The sequence below is a fragment of the Arthrobacter sp. RAF14 genome (assembly GCF_052114185.1).
GTDB lineage: Bacteria > Actinomycetota > Actinomycetes > Actinomycetales > Micrococcaceae > Arthrobacter_E.
In genome coordinates this window covers 60,613-76,605 of record NZ_JBFREG010000005.1, presented here as the reverse complement: position 1 = coordinate 76,605, position 15,993 = coordinate 60,613, and the positions used below count along the sequence as shown (strand labels likewise).

At 69.4% G+C, this 15,993-nt stretch carries 18 protein-coding genes, 1 tRNA gene and 1 pseudogene; 5 read left to right on the top strand and 15 right to left on the bottom strand.

Features of this window, described 5'->3' with window-relative positions; genetic code table 11:
• Nucleotides 1–8: 8 nt before the first annotated feature.
• On the top strand, nt 9–722 hold the full coding sequence (locus AB4Y75_RS12655; RefSeq protein WP_441436238.1) for a hypothetical protein: 714 nt from the start codon (nt 9–11) through the stop codon (nt 720–722).
• On the opposite strand, the gene AB4Y75_RS12650 is transcribed toward AB4Y75_RS12655, so the two are convergent.
• Genes AB4Y75_RS12650 through AB4Y75_RS12640 form a run of 3 tightly spaced genes read right to left on the bottom strand, consistent with a single transcriptional unit; the run spans nt 715 to nt 2,673 of the window.
• The gene (locus tag AB4Y75_RS12650) at nt 715–1,614 is read right to left on the bottom strand and encodes a homocysteine S-methyltransferase family protein (protein WP_441436237.1); all 900 of its coding nucleotides are present in this window, start codon (nt 1,612–1,614) and stop codon (nt 715–717) included. The genes AB4Y75_RS12655 and AB4Y75_RS12650 overlap by 8 nt on opposite strands.
• Before the next feature lie 2 nt (nt 1,615–1,616).
• Entirely contained in the window at nt 1,617–2,192 is a 576-nt protein-coding gene (gene dcd, locus AB4Y75_RS12645; protein ID WP_441436236.1) for a dCTP deaminase, read from the bottom strand.
• A 25-nt stretch (nt 2,193–2,217) separates the two neighbouring features.
• Entirely contained in the window at nt 2,218–2,673 is a 456-nt protein-coding gene (locus tag AB4Y75_RS12640) for an SRPBCC family protein (protein ID WP_441436235.1), read from the bottom strand.
• Nucleotides 2,674–2,875: 202 nt separating this feature from the next.
• Between AB4Y75_RS12640 and AB4Y75_RS12635 the strand changes: the two genes are divergently transcribed.
• Both AB4Y75_RS12635 and AB4Y75_RS12630 read left to right on the top strand, forming a co-directional pair.
• On the top strand, nt 2,876–4,312 hold the full coding sequence (locus AB4Y75_RS12635) for a M15 family metallopeptidase (RefSeq protein WP_441436234.1): 1,437 nt from the start codon (nt 2,876–2,878) through the stop codon (nt 4,310–4,312).
• 89 nt (nt 4,313–4,401) lie between these two features.
• Nucleotides 4,402–4,472: transfer RNA gene (locus tag AB4Y75_RS12630), tRNA-Gly, on the top strand.
• 260 nt (nt 4,473–4,732) lie between these two features.
• Here AB4Y75_RS12630 and rpsN read toward each other — a convergent pair.
• The 6 genes from rpsN to AB4Y75_RS12600 form a co-directional block, all read right to left on the bottom strand.
• Nucleotides 4,733–5,038, bottom strand: coding sequence for a 30S ribosomal protein S14 (rpsN, locus tag AB4Y75_RS12625; RefSeq protein ID WP_066213895.1), 306 nt, complete (start codon nt 5,036–5,038; stop codon nt 4,733–4,735).
• A 4-nt stretch (nt 5,039–5,042) separates the two neighbouring features.
• Complete coding sequence (gene rpmG / locus AB4Y75_RS12620; RefSeq protein WP_066213893.1) at nt 5,043–5,213, bottom strand: 50S ribosomal protein L33; 171 nt, start codon at nt 5,211–5,213, stop codon at nt 5,043–5,045.
• On the bottom strand, nt 5,213–5,449 hold the full coding sequence (rpmB, locus tag AB4Y75_RS12615; protein ID WP_066214183.1) for a 50S ribosomal protein L28: 237 nt from the start codon (nt 5,447–5,449) through the stop codon (nt 5,213–5,215). Before rpmB ends, rpmG begins: the two co-directional genes overlap by 1 nt.
• Nucleotides 5,450–5,755: 306 nt before the next feature.
• Nucleotides 5,756–6,565: an SGNH/GDSL hydrolase family protein gene (locus tag AB4Y75_RS12610; protein WP_441436233.1), complete on the bottom strand. Its 810-nt coding sequence runs from the start codon at nt 6,563–6,565 to the stop codon at nt 5,756–5,758.
• Between the two features lie 10 nt (nt 6,566–6,575).
• A complete protein-coding gene (locus AB4Y75_RS12605) occupies nt 6,576–7,076 on the bottom strand; it encodes a MarR family winged helix-turn-helix transcriptional regulator (RefSeq protein ID WP_441436232.1) in 501 nt (166 codons plus the stop codon).
• A 123-nt stretch (nt 7,077–7,199) separates the two neighbouring features.
• Nucleotides 7,200–8,138, bottom strand: a complete 939-nt coding sequence (locus AB4Y75_RS12600; RefSeq protein ID WP_441436231.1) for a hypothetical protein — start codon at nt 8,136–8,138, stop codon at nt 7,200–7,202.
• 169 nt (nt 8,139–8,307) lie between these two features.
• Here AB4Y75_RS12600 and aztD point away from each other — a divergent pair, with 169 nt between their 5' ends.
• The gene (gene aztD / locus AB4Y75_RS12595; protein ID WP_441436230.1) at nt 8,308–9,633 is read left to right on the top strand and encodes a zinc metallochaperone AztD; all 1,326 of its coding nucleotides are present in this window, start codon (nt 8,308–8,310) and stop codon (nt 9,631–9,633) included.
• 80 nt (nt 9,634–9,713) lie between these two features.
• Nucleotides 9,714–10,010 (top strand): YciI family protein, encoded by a 297-nt coding sequence (locus tag AB4Y75_RS12590; RefSeq protein ID WP_441436229.1) that lies wholly within the window; start codon nt 9,714–9,716, stop codon nt 10,008–10,010.
• 282 nt (nt 10,011–10,292) lie between these two features.
• Here the strand turns inward: AB4Y75_RS12590 and AB4Y75_RS12585 are convergent.
• From AB4Y75_RS12585 to AB4Y75_RS12560, 6 genes and pseudogenes are all read right to left on the bottom strand, one after another.
• A pseudogene (locus AB4Y75_RS12585) lies at nt 10,293–10,805 on the bottom strand (SGNH/GDSL hydrolase family protein); the annotation flags it as partial.
• A complete protein-coding gene (locus AB4Y75_RS12580) occupies nt 10,802–11,644 on the bottom strand; it encodes an SGNH/GDSL hydrolase family protein (RefSeq protein WP_441436228.1) in 843 nt (280 codons plus the stop codon). The gene AB4Y75_RS12580 and the pseudogene AB4Y75_RS12585, both read right to left, overlap by 4 nt.
• Nucleotides 11,645–11,830: 186 nt before the next feature.
• A complete protein-coding gene (locus tag AB4Y75_RS12575; RefSeq protein WP_441436227.1) occupies nt 11,831–12,892 on the bottom strand; it encodes a siderophore-interacting protein in 1,062 nt (353 codons plus the stop codon).
• Entirely contained in the window at nt 12,889–13,701 is an 813-nt protein-coding gene (locus AB4Y75_RS12570; RefSeq protein WP_441436226.1) for an ABC transporter ATP-binding protein, read from the bottom strand. The genes AB4Y75_RS12575 and AB4Y75_RS12570 overlap by 4 nt, the downstream gene beginning before the upstream one ends.
• Nucleotides 13,701–14,852 (bottom strand): FecCD family ABC transporter permease, encoded by a 1,152-nt coding sequence (locus AB4Y75_RS12565; protein WP_441436225.1) that lies wholly within the window; start codon nt 14,850–14,852, stop codon nt 13,701–13,703. The genes AB4Y75_RS12570 and AB4Y75_RS12565 overlap by 1 nt, the downstream gene beginning before the upstream one ends.
• A complete protein-coding gene (locus AB4Y75_RS12560; RefSeq protein ID WP_441436224.1) occupies nt 14,849–15,991 on the bottom strand; it encodes a FecCD family ABC transporter permease in 1,143 nt (380 codons plus the stop codon). Before AB4Y75_RS12560 ends, AB4Y75_RS12565 begins: the two co-directional genes overlap by 4 nt.
• Nucleotides 15,992–15,993 lie beyond the last annotated feature (2 nt).

The following is a 15,993-nucleotide window of genomic DNA, read 5'->3' as shown; positions in this document are numbered from 1 at the left end:
CTGGGACCATGGACGAGATCCTGGCTTCACTCCCTCCCGACGCCGACCACCGCCTCGCCGAACACGCCTTCACCTCTGCCGGGTGGACGCCCTGCGGCGCCGGCGACTGGGCGATCGCCTTGCGTTCGCCCGACGGCTCGCTGGTAGCCAGGATCAGTCCGTTCGATCCGACCGGCCCGTACACCGCCGCGCTCTACCGGGCGGCCGCCCACACCCGGCAGGTTCCCCGGCTGCACGACCACCGCAGACTGGCCGGCGGCGGGGATCTTCAGGTGATGGAGTGGCTTGGCCCGGCAACCGAGGATGACGCCACGGAGTTTCTCCGGGCCGTGGCGGAGGGCGCTCCTCCGGTGAACGGCCTCGCGCGGATCGTCCATGAGGTGCATGCCCGCGCGATGGACGACCTCCCCTGGTGCGGCCCGCTGGACCGGAACCCGGCCAATGTGATGCGCGGCGCCGACGGCCGCCTGGTGGTGACGGACCTCTTCTACGCCGATGGGCCCGCCCTGTATGCGCAGGCGGAATCAGATCCCGGATCGTTCGTGACGAGGATGCCCCGGGAGGAACGCCGATTCATGACGGAGATACCCCTCGCCGCCTCCGGGCCGTGGCCCGAACCCGAGCGGGAAGCCCTGCGGGCGGCCATCGCAGAGGCGGACCGGGCACGGAGCCTTCCGGCCCGGCGCGACTCGCCTGGCGGCAGGGCTCAGCCTCTCAGCTGAGCCGCGCCTGCAACACCTCGAAGTGCTCTGGACCGATCCCGCAGCACCCGCCGATGATCGTCGCGCCCCGCTCGCGCCAGCGCTCCGCCCAGGCCAGGTAGCCGGCCGGGCCGAGGTCCTCGCGCAGCTCGTCGAGCCCGTCGTTCGCGGTGGCGTCCTCGGGCTGCGGCGGGAAGGCGTTCGCGTACACGCCGAGCTCCAGCTCAGCCCCGAGACGCTCGACGACGGCGCCCGCCTCAGCAAGGGCAGCCTCCATGACCTCGGGCCGGCTGCAGTTGAACAGCAGCGCCGCAGCGCCCAGGGTGACGGCCGTTTCAGCGGCCTCGGCCACGCTCTCCCCGGAACGCAGCACGGCCGGTCCGTCCTCCTGCTCGTCCTGCAGGGTGAAGGAGATCCAGAAGGGCAGGCCATCGTCGGGCAGGCCCGCCTTGACGGCGCGGACCTCGGCAAGGGAACCCTGGGTCTCGGCGAGCCACAGGTCCACGTGGCCGGACAGGCCCGCCACCAGGGGAGCCAGCACCTCCGGCGCGCGCTCGGCGTCGAAGAGATCGGGGCGGTAGGAGCCGAACAGCGGAGGCAGGGAGCCCGCGACGCGCACACCCGGCACGCCGGCGTCGTCGGCCGCGGCGCGCGCCACGCGGCCCGCACGGTCTGCCAGCGTCTGCGCCTGTGCGGCGAAGACGTCCTCGCCCAGGTGGAACGGGACCAGGGCGTAGCTGTCCGTGGTGATGACCCGCGCGCCTGCGCCGATGAAGTCCTGGTGGACGGCCTGGACGTGCTCCGGCGCCTCCATGAGAGCGAGCGCGGACCATTCCGGCTGGCGGAACGGAGCGCCGCGGCGCGCCAGTTCCCGGCCCATGCCGCCGTCCAGGAGCGTCAGGGGTGCGGACACCCTCAGATGTCCGTCCGGTGGAAGTTCAGGTGGCTGCGGGAGGCGGTGGGGCCTCGCTGGCCTTGGTACCGGTTGCCGTACTCCTGCGAACCGTAGGGGTGTTCGGCCTCGGACGTGAGCCGGAAGAAGCAGAGCTGCCCGATCTTCATGCCGGGCCACAGTTTGATCGGCAGGGTCGCGACATTGGAGAGCTCCAGCGTGACGTGACCGGAGAACCCGGGGTCGATGAAGCCCGCCGTCGAGTGGGTCAGCAGACCGAGACGGCCCAGCGAGGACTTGCCCTCCAGCCGGGCGGCGATGTCGTTGGGGAGCGTCACCGACTCGTAGGTGGCGCCGAGCACGAACTCACCGGGATGCAGGATGAAGGGTTCATCCCCTTCCACCTCCACCAGACGGGTCAGCTCGGGCTGCTCCTGCGCGGGATCGATGTGCGCGTACTTGTGGTTGTCGAAGAGGCGGAAGAACCTGTCCAGCCGGACATCGACGCTGGAAGGCTGCACCATGGAGGCGTCGAAGGGGTCCAGGGCGATGCGCCCTGCGGCCAGTTCGGATCGGATGTCGCGGTCGGAGATCAGCACAGTCTCAAAAATACCGCACCGGCCGTCAGGCCACGCGCTCCAGGGGCGTCTCCAGGATCGCCTTGAGCCGCTCCAGCTGACGGACCTCCTGCTCCAGGACGCGCTGGGAATCCCGCCAGTAGAAGCGGCGGAAGCCCCGCGGCGTGAAGTCCAGGGCGTACCGGACGCGGGTGGAATCGCCCTCGGTGCTCAGGTAATAACCGCCACGGGTGCCCACCGGACCGTACAGCACGGCGAATTCCAGCTCCGCGCCACTGCGGGAGGCCGTGATCCGGTAAGTGCCCGGAATGCTGCTGAGCGAGCCGTGTTCATAGGACTGCTGGTAGACGGCGCCCACCGCGCCCGGCGCACCGCTTCGCAGGATCACGGACCGGAGACCCTCCCGCCATCGCGGATTGTTCGCGCCGTCAGCCAGGAAGCTGAAGACAGAGAGCGCATCACAACGGATGAGCACATCATGCGATGCATGCACCACTGCCATAGTCCTTTCCGAGAGTCGTCAACAGCCCATATCCCCCGATCAAGGCACAAAAAAGAATACGTTTCACTTGCAGGTACAACCAGCACTTCCGGCCAGGATTTACCGAATGGTTATCCCCGGTCACGAAGAACGACCACGCCGTTCGTCTTCCACCCGGCGGAAAACCGGGGGATGATGAGCCTGACTGCACAGGGGGTTGCTCATGTCCGAAAACGTTCACGTGTCCGCACCGTCACCCGTCGGAGCGCCGCGTCTGGTGCGCGCCCTGGCCGCCGCGCTGGCGGTCGCAGCGCTCTCTCTGGGCCTGACGACGCCGGCCCACGCCACCGGGAATCCGCTCCCTTCCGCGGATCCGTCGCCGTCCGCGTCCAGCATCGCGGTGCTGGTGAACAAACAGCGGCCGCTCAACCCCACCCAGTACTACCCCGCCGATCTGGTGAACTTCCGCGGCACGGGATACTCGCTCCGCCGCGAGGCCGCCACGGCGCTGAACAACCTCTTCAACGCCGCCGGCGCCGCGGGGAAGCCCCTCACGGTCGTCAGCGCGTTCCGCAGCTATCAGACCCAGGTGAGCACCTACAACTACTACGTGAGTCAGTACGGAGAGGCGTACGCCAACACCATCTCCGCACGCCCCGGCTACAGCGAGCATCAGACCGGCCTGGCCGTCGACGTCGGGAACACCTACAACTGCGGACTGTCCACGTGCTTCGGTGACACACCGGAGGGCCAATGGGTCGCGGCGAACGCCTGGCGCTTCGGCTTCATCGTGCGGTACCCGAACGGCTACACCGGCACCACGGGATACGCCTATGAGCCCTGGCACCTGCGCTATGTGGGTGGCGACGTCTCCTCGGACATGCGCGCCCGGAAGGTGCCGACCCTGGAGCAGTACTTCGCGGGGAGCCCGGCCCGGGCCGCCACGGTCAAGAGCGGCGGTGACATCCTGGCCGTGGACGGTTCGGGCGCATTGCGGCTGTACCGGGGATCCGGGGGAACCGTCACGCTCGCCGGCACCGTCGGCAACGGCTGGTCGGGATTCCGGGAGGGGCACCTGGTGGACTGGACCGGCGATGGGATCTACGACGTCGTGGCCGTCACCAAGGACGGACGGCTCATGCTGTACCGCGGCGGGGCTCAAGGCGGATTCGCGGCGGCCCAGCAGATCGGGAGCGGCTGGGGGCCCATGACTCTGGCCATCGGACGCCTGAAAGCGGGCCAGCGGCCGGGGATCGTCGCCTACAACGCCGGCGGGTATCTCTACTACTACGCCAACACCACCGGCGGCGCCCCCGCGGCGGCCACGTACATCGGCGCGGGGTGGAAGGGCGCTGCCCTCTCGATCACGGATTTCAGCGGTGACGGCCAGGCCGATCTGATGGCCAGGATGCCCAGCGGAACGCTCCGCGCCTACCCGGGCAACGGCACCGGGTCGGTGCGTGGCTTCGCCACGGTGGCCACCGGCTGGCAGGGCTACACGAGCATCTTCGCGGACTACGGATTCGCGGGCGCGGGCAGCCGGGGATTGATGACCCGTCAGTCGAACGGAGGGCTGGTGTACCACGGCTTCCGGAATGGCCAGTGGCTGACGCCGAAGACGGTCGGCTGGGGCTGGGGACCACTGAACATCTTCCGCTGACCGCCTGGTCCAGCGGGCTGGACCGGATTCGCACCGGACGCGCGGCTACGCTAAGCTGAGGCGTGCTGTCAGGGTCCGACCCTGGCTCCGGGGCTGTAGCTCAATGGTAGAGCACCTGCTTCCCAAGCAGGTGACGCGGGTTCGATTCCCGTCAGCCCCTCGTTTCCGGAAGGCCCCCACTCACCGAGTGGGGGCCTTCCGCGTACCCGGCCGCGCGGCGTCGCGCTCGATGCTCCCGCCGGGTTCGGGGGTTCGCGCCGAAAGCGCGGGCTGCAGACCATGCCGTCGGCAGCACCCCCCGAGCTCGGCACAGACGGCGGCCCGGCACCAGCCCCGCTCCGGGCACGCGAAAGGCCGGCCACCCTTGCGGATGACCGGCCTTTCAGTCTCAGGCAGAGCGACCCTCAGAGGGTCACGGTCTTACCAGGAAGACTTGGTGATGCCCGGCAGCTCGCCCTTGTGGGCCATGTCGCGGAAGCGGACACGGGAGATGCCGAACTTCTGGAAGGTGCCACGGGGGCGGCCGTCGATGGCGTCGCGGTTGCGGACGCGGACGGGGGAAGCGTTGCGGGGCAGCTTCTGCAGACCCAGGCGGGCCTCCTCGCGTGCCTCGTCGGTCGCGTTCGGGTCGACCAGGGTCTTCTTCAGTTCGAGGCGCTTGGCGGCGTAGCGCTCAACGATGACCTTGCGCTGCTCGTTACGAGCAATCTTGGACTTCTTAGCCATGTGTTTAGCGCTCCTCTCGGAATTCAACGTGCTGGCGGACAACCGGGTCGTACTTCTTCAGGACCAGGCGGTCCGGGTCGTTACGACGGTTCTTGCGCGTCACGTAGGTGTAGCCGGTGCCCGCAGTGGACTTCAGCTTGATGATCGGACGTACGTCCTTGTCCTTCTTTGCCATTAGAGCTTCACCCCACGAGCCAGAATCTCGGCGACAACAGCGTCGATACCGCGCTGGTCGATGACCTTGATGCCCTTGGCAGAAACCTGCAGGGTCACGTTACGGCGCAGGGACGGAACCCAGTAGCGCTTCTTCTGGATGTTCGGGTCGAACCGACGCTTGTTGCGGCGGTGCGAGTGCGAAATGCTGTGCCCGAAGCCCGGCTCGGCCCCAGTCACCTGGCAGTGTGCTGCCATGATCGACTCCTCGATGTTCAGTGATACCGGGACGGTTTTCCTTCCCGGGCGCTGCCGTCGCGTCCACGCACGTCACCCCTGAAAGGATGAGCACGGGAAACAGAAATGGCTGACTTGAGCCCCTAACTACCGGCGAGCTTGACCGCGAGGTCCGCTGCAAGCCGGAGCAATCAGGCACACTTCACACAACTGAGCGCCTATCAAGTCTACGGGGCCGCGTCAATTAAGGCCAATCAGCGCGTTTCGCCGGGACGACGACGGCGGGCGGCGCCGTCGTCGCACCTGCCCGGTAAGGCGGTCCGCGGCTCAGTCCCCGAGCGTGCGAGGGTCGATCAGCCGCGGATAGCGGGGGCTCAGCGAATCGCCCGACGAGGTTCCGGTCAGGCGGCGCTTGACCCACGGCAGGGCTTCGTCCCTAGTCCACGCGGCGTTGGCCCTGAGCGCCTCGGCCCGCGGGACGAGCGGCACGGCCGGCAGACTCGGCGGCGTGAACGACCCCGGCTCCGCGCCGGGTTTCTGCGCGCCGCACAGGCGATGGAACACGCGCTCGGCCATGTTCCGGTGGCCCAGGGTGGACATGTGCATCCGGTCCACGCCCCAGAGGCGCCAGTCGTTGTACTCGGAGAAACGCCAGTAATCCACCACGGTCGCGTCATGGTCCTCGGCGATGCCGCGCACCAGTTCGTTGTAGATCGCCGTGCGGCCGCGCATGGCCCCGAAGACCTTGGAAGAGCGGGCGTCGAAGCCGGTGAAGAGGAGCACCTGCGCCCCGGAGTCCCGCAGCCGTGCGACGGTCTGTCCATAGTCGGCCAGGAGCGCATCGATGTCGATCTTCGGCCGGAGGATGTCATTGGCCCCGGCGTAGATGCTCACGAGCGTGGGTTTCAGCGCGAGCGCCGGCTCGATCTGCTCGGCCAGGATCCCGCGCATCTTGCGCCCGCGGATCGCCAGGTTCGCATAGCCGACTCCGCCGTCGTGGGCCGCGTCCTCGGCCAGCAGCCCGGCGAGCCGGTCCGCCCAGCCGCGCACGCCGTTCGGGCGGGTGGGGTCGACGTCGCCGACGCCTTCCGTGAAGGAGTCGCCCAGTGCCACATAGCGGGTGGTGAAGTCGGTCATGGTCCTTCCTTCAGCGGCCTTCCTGGAGTTCCCGGCCCTCGCGGAGGATCCAGTGGTCACAGTTGAGGCGTTCCACGATCCGTTCGCCGACGCGGGCCAGGTCTTCCACGTCCTGCTCGTCCAGGGCGTCGAACACCAGCTCGCGCACCACTTCGACGTGCTCCGGGGCCAGCCGGGTCAGGGTCTGGAAACCCTCGTCCGTCAGATGCGCCACGGTGACGCGGGCGTCCTCGGGATGCGATTCGCGCTGCACCCAGCCGCGGCCCTGAAGTTTGGTCACCACATGGGAGAGCCGCGACAGGGACGCCGACGTCCGGGCGGCCAGTTCGCTCATGGCCAGATAGCGTCCGTCCGCTTCGGAGAGCATGGCCAGGACGTTGTAATCGAACAGTGAGAGACGGCCTCGGTTGTTGAGGTCCGTGTCCAGCGCCGCGGGCAGGAGCGTGCTCACGCTCACCACCGCCAGCCAGGCGCGACGCTCGGCAGGCGAGAGCCACCGTACTTCCTTCATAGGGAGATTCTATGTGCACCGACGAGCGAGGTCAGGGCGGGGTTTCAAGGTCCCGGGCCGAACGCGCGGGAGCGGCGGCTCAGGAGGGATGTGTGCGGGTGCGGGGGACCGACGCCGCGCGCCTCAGGGTTGCTTCTTCCTCGCACCCCGTGTGGTCCAGAAGGCGATGAACAGCGCCATGGCGCCGCCCCATACGACATAGGAGGCCAGGAGACCTTCGACAATGCCCAGACCAGGTCGGGTCGGCGGATGCCACATCATCAGGCCGACGATCGCTCCGACCACAAGGACCAACGCGCTCCCGATCAGCGCCTGAGTGAACCCCGGGCTCATCCAGGTCTTCCTGATCACACGGTACGACGCCTTCTGGAAGCCGTTCCGCGGGGCCCCCTGACCGCCCAGGACCCCCGGGGCGCCTCCTATCGCGAGGAACCAGATCGGCACACAGAGGAGACCTGTAGCAGCGTCGCCGATGGCGATCCCCGGCTCCGAGGCCCACGCCACCAGAACCAGGGCCGAGAACAGGCATCCCCATCCCAGCAGACCCAGCGCCAGATACGGCCCCTGGAGGTACAGCGGCCGCTTCAACATGGCCGGCGTGACGCCCACCCGATAGACCGCGGCCGAGACGGCCATGTCCGACTCGGCTTCATCTTCAGTCCGTCGCCTGAGAAACCCGCTCGCGTCGGAGCCGGCGAGGGCCTCTCCTTGCCGGTCACGGAAATCGTCCAGTGCGGCCTGATATTCCGGCGATCCGGGCGTCATCGTCCTGAAATCAGAACCGCTCGCCTGAGGCACCGTGCCCGGCCGGATCGCCTCCCCTCTGAACATCTGGAGCAGTTTGACGACGATCACCACGAACACCAGCAAACCGAAGAGCTTGCCGAGGATGTCCCCCACCTTCACTTGACCGGCCGCGATGTCTTCGACGACCGCCACGAAGGCCAGGAGAACCGCGGGGAGTCCCACCATCAGCAAGATGATCGCCCCCACAAGAGCGATGTAGTTGCGCTCCCGCCTGATGCCGGGCTTCCGCCGAGCGGAAGTGTCACGTGGTTCCATCGATCGAACCTTCCTGAAAGGCGCCACCGGCCCATCCAGGATCATGATGCCTCATCGACACCGCGTTTCAGATGAGAAACCGCTCCGGAGCACCTCATGACGAGCGCGCGCCCACGTCACGAATCCCCTCCGACTTGAACCGATAATGAGAATCATTATCATTTAACGAATGACACGCACCCTCATGAAACACACCCCTGCCCACCCCCGCCCGGACTCGCGCCGCGCCAAGCCGTGGCGGGCGCTCACCGCACCGGCCGCCGTCGTCGGCCTGCTGCTCACCGGCTGCGGCGCTCCGGCACCTGCCGCCGCGCCCTCTTCGCCCGCCACGGCGACGTCGGACGCGAAGCCGCGCGAAGCCGCCGGGCCCACCCCGCGACTGGTCCTCAGCCACGACGGCGGCCTCACCGTCCTGGACGCCAAGACCCTCAAACCCGTGGGCGGCGCCGAGCTCGACGGCTTCCTCCGCCTCAACCCCGCCGGGGACGGCCGCCACGTGCTGGTCTCCACCGGGGACGCCTTCCGGATCTTCGACGCCGGAGCCTGGTCCGAGCCGCACGGCGACCACTCGCACCACTACACCTCCACTCCGCGGCTGACCGATCGCGCGTTCGCAGCCGATCACGCGGGCCACGTCGTGCGGCACGCCGGACGGACGGTCCTGTTCAGCGACGGCTCCGGCAAGGTCGAGTCCTTCGACCCCAAGACCCTCTCGGACGCCCTGAAGACCGGCTTGCCCGCCACCACCGTCTACACCACGCCCCAGCCGCATCACGGCGTGGCGGTCGAACTCGCCGACGGCAAGCTTCTGGTGACCCGCGGCGACGAGAAGACCCGCACAGGCATCACGATCCTCGGGCCGATCCCGCAGGGCGGCAGCGCCCAGGACCGGCCGGAACTCCTGAAGAACGACGACTGCCCCGGCGTCCACGGTGAAGCGGTCGCCGCGCAGGAAGCCGTGGTGGTCGGCTGCCAGGACGGGATGCTCATCTACCGGGGCGGCAAGATCACCAAGGTCCACAGCCCGGACTCGTACGGTCGCCTGGGAAACCAGGCCGGCTCCGAGAAGTCCCCCGTGATCCTGGGCGACTACAAGGTGGATCAGAAGGCCACCCTGGAACGGCCCACCCGCGTCTCCCTGGTGGACACCCGCACCGCCACGATGCGCCTGGTGGACCTGGGAACCAGCTACTCCTTCCGCTCCCTGGGCCGCGGACCGGCCGGCGAGGCGCTGGTCCTCGGCACCGACGGCGCGTTGCGCGTGATCGACCCGGCCACCGGCAGGATCACGTCCACCATTCCCGTGGTGGGAGCCTGGACCGAATCGGAGACCTGGCAGGACCCGCGACCCACGCTCCACGTCCGCGGCACCACCGCCTACATCACCGAGCCGGGCACCCGCACCCTGCACACCGTGGACCTCGGCACCCGCAAGGTCACCGGGAGCACGCAGCTGGAACACATCCCCAACGAGATGACCAGCATCGACGGCTGACACACGGTCACGCGAAGCCGTGTGACGTGGCCCCGTCGGCACCCTGTCCGGCGGGGCCACGAGGCCACTACCCTGGAAGCATGATCGTGGTGTCCCTCAGCTACAAAGTCCCGCTCGATGTGGTCGAGTTCCACATCCCCGCCCACCTCGAGTGGCTGGACGAGTGTTATTCACGCGGGCTGTTCGTGGCGTCCGGCCGCAAATCGCCCCGCACCGGCGGAATCCTGCTGTCCACGGCGGACCTCGACGAGGTCCGCACCGCGGTGGAACGCGATCCCTTCAACATCAACGGCGTGGCCGAGTTCGACATCGAGGAGTTCGTGCCGAACCGGGTCGCCGAAGGCTACGAGGCCCTCCTGCCTCCCGAGGCCGACTAGCCCCGTCACGGGATCCACCGGGCCGGGCACCGGCCAGCGGGGGCCCAGCGCATCGCCGCTGGACACTCCCCGGACCTTGCGCCCGAGCCACGGCGCGAAGTCGCGGCGCAGCCACGCGGCGTCGTCCCTCACGCGGCGCGCCAGAGTCGGCCGCGCCTCAGCCGACGACGACGGCGCGTCCCCCGCCGCCGTCAGGCGCGGCACCCCGAGAACCTCCAGGACTTTGGCCGCCATGTAACGGTGACCTTCCGTCGACATGTGGAGACGGTCCGGAGCCCAGAGCGCACGGTCCTGGAAGCGCTCGAAGCACCAGTAATCGACCAGGGGGCACTCCAGCTCCCGCGCGATCCGGCGGATCCGCGTGTTGTACGCGGCGTTGCGCAGCTTGAGGGGTTCCAGCAGCGGCGAGAGCGGCACGTTGTATCCGGTGAACAGGAGGACCTGAGCACCGGACTCCCGGAGGGTCAGCACGGCCCGTTCCAACCGGTCCAGAAGAGTGGCCAGATCCAGGCGGGCCATGAGCAGGTCGTTCCCGCCCGCGTAGAAGCTGACCAGCGTGGCGTTCAGGGTCAGCGCCTGGTCCACCTGCTCCTCGACGATCCTGTCGAGGCGTCGCCCCCGCACCGCCAGATTCGCATACTCGGTGCGCGGATTGAAGCGTGCGAGGTCCCGGGCCACGCGGTCCGCCCAGCCACGGCAGCCGTGGGGGAAACCCGGCGCCGCGTCGCCGACCCCCTCCGTGAACGAATCCCCCACGGCGACGAAGCGCAGCCGTCCGCTCAGGTCGACGCTCATGGGCGGCCCCCGTTCCTCTCGGCTTCCAGCAGGCGGCGTTCCGCGAGTTTCCGGAGGCCGCCCTTGCGCGGGACCTTCACGGGCTCCGGCCAGCGGGGACCGAGGGTGTCCCCCAGGGTCACGCCGCGCAGCTTCCGGCCGAAGAGCGGCAGAACCCAGTCGTGCACCCAGCGGCGCTGAGCGGCTTCCCACTCCCGGAATCCTCTCCGGGTGGGCGGAGACCAGTCCTTCTCCTTGATGCGGTGCGGAACGCCGAGCTGCTCCAGGACGCGGGCGGCCAGGTACTTGTGCCCGGCCTTGGACATGTGGAGCCGGTCCGTGTCCCACATCCGGGGGTCGCTGTAGGCGTCGAAGCACCAGTAGTCCACCAGGACCGCATCGTGCTCGGCGGCGATCTCCCGGACGCGCTCGTTGTAATAGGTGTTGCGCTTCTTCAGAGGTTCCAGGAGGGCGGAGACCTTGACGTCGTAGCCCGTGAAGAGGATCAGCCGGGCGCCCGTCGAGGCCAGGGCCGCCACCAGTTCCCGGTACTCCTCCATGAGGCGATCCATGTCCGTGCCGAGGTCGAGGATGTCGTTGCCGCCCGCATAGAGGCTGATCAGGGTGGGGTTCATGGCGAGCGCGGATTCCAGCTGCTCGTCGATGATGTGACGGAGTCGCTTGCTGCGGATCGCCAGATTGGCGTACTCCCAGCCCGGTTCCGCCTTGGCCAGGCGTTCCGCCACCCGGTCGGCCCAGCCTCGCACCCCATTGGGCATCAGGGGATGCCGGTCACCCACGCCCTCGGTGAAGGAGTCCCCCAGGGCGAGGTACCGTCGCACCCCGTTCTGCTCGGCCACAGCGCCAGCTTAGGGACGCCGGGCGACGGGGACGGAAAGGCCACGGAACGGGAGGGTGAACTCAGGGTCGCCGGGCGATCCCACCCAAACGGCCTGACCGCGCCGAAACAGTGAGCTTCCGTCGAAACAGCGAGCACAACGCACTGTTTCGACGGAAACTCACTGTTTCAGCAGAGGAAGGGGCCCTCAGTCCAGGACGCGGCCGTGACGCCAGTAGCCCATGAAGGCGACCTGCTTGCGGTCCACGCCGACGTCGCGCACCAGATAGCGGCGGATCTCCTTCACGACGCCGGCCTCGCCCGCCACCCAGGCGTAGAACGGCAGCGCACCCGCAGGCGCCTCCGGGACACGGGTCGCCTTGACCGCCGCCACATCCAGCAGCTGCGGGGTGTCCCACAGGATCTGGGCGTCGACGTCGATCTCCGCCGGTTCCGGCCCCACTCCTTCGACGGCGCCGGGCTCGGCTCCCAATCGCGTGTGCCCGGGAAGCGGGACGGCACGGCGCACGGCCTCCTGCAGGACCTCGCCATGAGGACGGGAACGGCCCAGCGCGGCGCCGCGCGCCAGCCAGGTGATCTCGACGTCCGCCGCGGTGTGCACATCCTGGAAGTCGCCGGACTCCGGAACCTCCAGGAAGGCGTGACCGCTCATGTAGGCCGGGAGCGTCTCCAGAATGGCGCAGATGGCGGGAACGGCGGTCTCGTCGCCGGCCAGGAGGACCCGCTGGGCCAGGCCCGGTCGCCACTCGATGCCGCCGTAGGTCTGGGCCGTGATGCAGTGCGCCGCCCGGTTGTTCGGGCCGATGACCAGCAGCTTCTGGCCCGCCGTCGCCTGTGCGGCCCACGTCGCTGCGGGACCCGCGTCGCCGTCGCCGTCCACGCCGTGCAGCACGAAGTCCACATCGATCTCCGGGTAGGCCGCGTCGAGACGGGCCTGCCGCACCGAGTAGGTGCGCATGGAGCCGCGCTCATCCTCCGGCAGCGCCAGCCACTGCTGGTACCAGCCCTCATCCTGCGCGTCGAGCACCGGCAGCTCGGCCCAGCCGCCGGGAATCCGCGGCGGGATGATCACCTTGATGCGGGTGTCCAGCAGATCGCCGTGCACGCCGAACTGACGCAGGCTGTACCCGCCGAACGTGATCCGGCGGTAATTGGCGCCCAGATCCCGGACCGCCGTCACCTGCACGGGGAATGCGATGGCCATGGGTTCGACGGCGGCGGTGCCTGCCGTCACGGACGTTCCACTCATGCGTGGGCCTCCTCGCGTCGGGTGCTGTGGTGTCTGCCGATGGGGACGATCAAGGGCGTCCCGGAGACGGGGTCGAGCAGGACCTGGGATTCCAGGCCGAACACCTCGGACACGAGGTCCTGGGTGAATACTTCCTGGGACGGACCCTGTGCCACGATCCGCCCCTCCTTCATGGCCACCACGTAATGAGCGTAACGTGCGGCGAGATTGAGGTCGTGGAGCACGATCGCCACCGTGGTACCCCGGCGCTGGTTCAGCTCCGTGACCACGTCCAGGACCTCCACCTGATGGGCCAGGTCCAGATAGGTGGTGGGCTCGTCCAGCAGGAGCACGTCCGTCTCCTGGGCCAGGGCCATCGCGATCCAGACCCGCTGCCGCTGGCCGCCGGACAGCTCGCTCACGGGACGCTCGGCCAGCTCCAGCGTGCCTGTGACCTCGAGCGCCTGATGGACTGCGGCGTCGTCGTCCGCGCTGGCGCTCCGGAAGAAGCCCTGGTGCGGGTAGCGGCCACGGCCCACCAGCTCCCGGACCGTGATGGCGTCCGGCGCCAGGGGGTGCTGCGGCAGCAGGCCCAGCTCCCGGGCCAGGTCGCGGGCGGGCCGGGTGTGGATGTCCTTGCCGTCCAGGCTGACCACGCCCCGCGCGGGTTTCAGGAGCCGGGACAGTCCGCGCAGCAGAGTGGATTTCCCGCACGCGTTGGCCCCCACGATCATGGTGATCCGGCCCTCGGGCAGCGTGAGGGAGAGATCCTCCACGATCGCGCGGTCCTGATACTGGAGGGTGATGTTGCGGGCGTCGAGCTGTGGCATCACGCCACCTTTCTTCCGGTGCGGCCTGCCGGGACCACGAGGAGCCAGAGGAGGAACGGGGCGCCGAGGGCACCCGTCACGATGCCCACGGGGAGCACGGAGCCGCCCAGGAGCAGCGGCGCCACATTGGCGCCCACGAAGTCGGCCAGCACGACGACCGCGGCACCGCTCAGCGCGGCGGCCGGAAGACCCGCGTGCGGATCGATCTGGCGCGCCAGCGGCAGGGCCAGGAACGCGACGAAGGCCAGCGGGCCGGCGCCGGCCGTGGCGAACGCGGCGAGCGCCACGGCCACCAGGAGCAGACCGAGCCGCGCCCGGGGGACGTTCACGCCCAGGCCCGCGGCGAGGTCGTCTCCGAGTTCCAGAGCCCGCAGCGGCCGGGAGAGCCACATCAGCGCCGGAATGAGCACCATCATGGCCAGCCCCAGCACGGTGATGCGCTCCCCCGAGGCGGGGTTGAGGGATCCGGAGATCCAGAGCAGCGCCTCCGAGGCGGTCTTGATGTCAGCCCGGGCCATGAGGAACTGGACCACCGCCTGGAGCGCGGCGCCGATCCCGATGCCTGCCAGGATGAGCCGCAATCCGGCGTTCCCGCCGCCGAGGCTTCCCCGGGAGAGCAGATGGATCAGGAGCGCGACGGCGAGCGCGCCGACGAGCGCTGCGGCGGAGACGGCCACGCCACTCGCGCCGAAGAGGACGATCGCCGTCACGGCACTGGCACTCGCCCCGGAGCTCACACCGATGACGTCGGGGCTGGCCAGCGGATTGCGCAGCATGGTCTGGAACGTCGCACCGGAGAGCCCGAAAGCGGTGCCGGCGAGAGCGCCCAGCACGGCGCGCGGGATCTTGTTCTCCAGCACGATGAAGCTCGCTCCGGGGATGCCCGGTTCGCCCTGGAGATTCCTGCTGATGATCGTCAGCAGATCCGGGATGGTCACGGTGTAGCTGCCCAGCAGGATGTACCCGAGGACCAGGAGCGGAACGAGGACCGCCAGCACCAGGGTCAGCGGGCGGACCCACTTCCGACGGCGACGGCCGGCGACGGCCGGCGCGGTCTCGGCAGGCGCGGAGCCAGCCGGCGCGGCGCCGGGGGTGGTGCTCGGAACGGGCATCGAAGCGGTCTCCTGCGGATCGGTCATCGTGCGGCTCATACCCCGACCCCCTTGCCCTTGCGCAGCAGCAGGATGAAGACCGGGGCGCCGATCAGGGCCGTGAGCACGCCGGCGGGGATCTCGCCCGGCAGCATGACGACGCGGCCCACGATGTCCGCCACCAGAACCAGCGCCGGAGCGGCGAGCACCGTGGCGGCCAGCAGCCAGCGGTGGTCCGGACCCGTGAAAGGACGCAGCGCGTGCGGGACCACCAGGCCGACGAAGCCGATCGGGCCCGCGATGCCGGTCGCCGAGCCGCAGAGCAGCATGACCGCGACGCCGGCGACCACCCGCGTCAGGCCGACCTTCTGGCCGAGGCCCCGGGCGGCGTCGTCGCCCATGGCCAGGGCGTCGAGCGGCCGGGCGAGCGCGAAGGCCAGCAGGCCGCCCACCACCAGGAAGGGCACCGCCGGGAGCAGGGCATCCCATTCCCGGGCGGCGACGCTGCCCAGCTGCCAGAAGCGGAAGCGGTCCAGCGTGTCCTGCCGCGTCACGAGCGCCATGCTGATGAGCGAATACAGCCCGGCGGACAGGGCCGCTCCGGCCAGGGCCAGGGACAGCGGGGTGGGTCCCGAGCCGCCCTGCGCGCGGGCCGCCAGACTGGCGAGCACGTAGACCAGCACCATCGCCACGGCGGCGCCGAGGAAGGCCACCCACAGGTACGCCCCGACGCTGGACAGGCCGAGGAACTGAATGCCGAACACCACGGCACAGGCCGCGCCGGCGTTGATCCCGAGTATCCCGGGATCCGCGAGCGGATTGCGGGTCACGCCCTGCATGACGACGCCGGCCAGACCGAGTGCCGCACCCGCCAGCACGGCGAGCACGGTGCGCGGAAGCCGGGAGAGGATCACGGCCTCGTCACCGTTGGCGGAGGACGCCGCATCCGTCGTGCCCGTGAACACGTGCCCCAGGGTGCCGAGGACCTCAGGAAGCGGGATGGCGCGGGCGCCGACGGAGAGCGACGCGAAGAGCGCCACCAGCAGCACGCCGGCGAGGAGCAGCAGGAGACCGAACCGGCGTCGAATGCCGGCGCCCCTTCCCGGGGCAGCGGTCAGTGGCCGGCGCACGGAAGGAAGGACCTTCCGCGCGCCGGCCGCCGTCCCGCCGGGGCTGCTCCGCTGCTCCACGAGGGACATGG